General features: G+C 64.8%; 1 pseudogene. It reads left to right on the top strand.

The annotated features are described in order from the left end of the window. A pseudogene (locus QKY98_RS23715) lies at positions 1-276 on the top strand (tyrosine-type recombinase/integrase); the annotation flags it as partial. Between the last annotated feature and the right edge of the window lie 247 nt (positions 277-523).

Raw genomic sequence — 523 nt, forward strand, 5'->3', positions numbered from 1 at the left:
AAGCTTGAGGGAGCGGTCCCGCACGGCTTCCGCTCGACGTTTCGCACCTGGGCGGCGGAGACCACCTCACACCCCAGGGAAATCTGCGAGAAGGCGCTGGCCCACAAGATTGGCTCCAAGACCGAGGCGGCCTACAACCGAGGCCCACTACTCGAAAAGCGGCGCGCACTGATGAGCGACTGGGAGACATTCTTGGCGATGCCCGAGTTGCCAGGCTCGGAGGACGTTGCACCAGGCGTCCGGCAGGACGCCCCCAGGACGCCTAGCGTGATCTAGGAAGGCGGTGCGATGCCGTAGCGTGGGAGCTGGGACACCTGCAGGACGCCTGCAGGACGCCTAGCGTGTTCTGGGAAGGCGGAGCGATTCCGTAGCGTGGGATCTGGAACGCCTGCAGGACGCCGGCGAAAATGGCGCCTGATCAGCCATGTGCCGCGCACGACGCCTCTGGAATGCATCATCTCGGCGGTGCTTGATCGCGCCTGTGTGACCTGGAAACAAAAAGCCGGCGACGGCGCCGGCTTTT

This window comes from Pseudomonas sp. HR1 (assembly GCF_030175875.1).
Taxonomy (GTDB): Bacteria; Pseudomonadota; Gammaproteobacteria; order Pseudomonadales; family Pseudomonadaceae; genus Chryseomonas; species Chryseomonas oryzihabitans.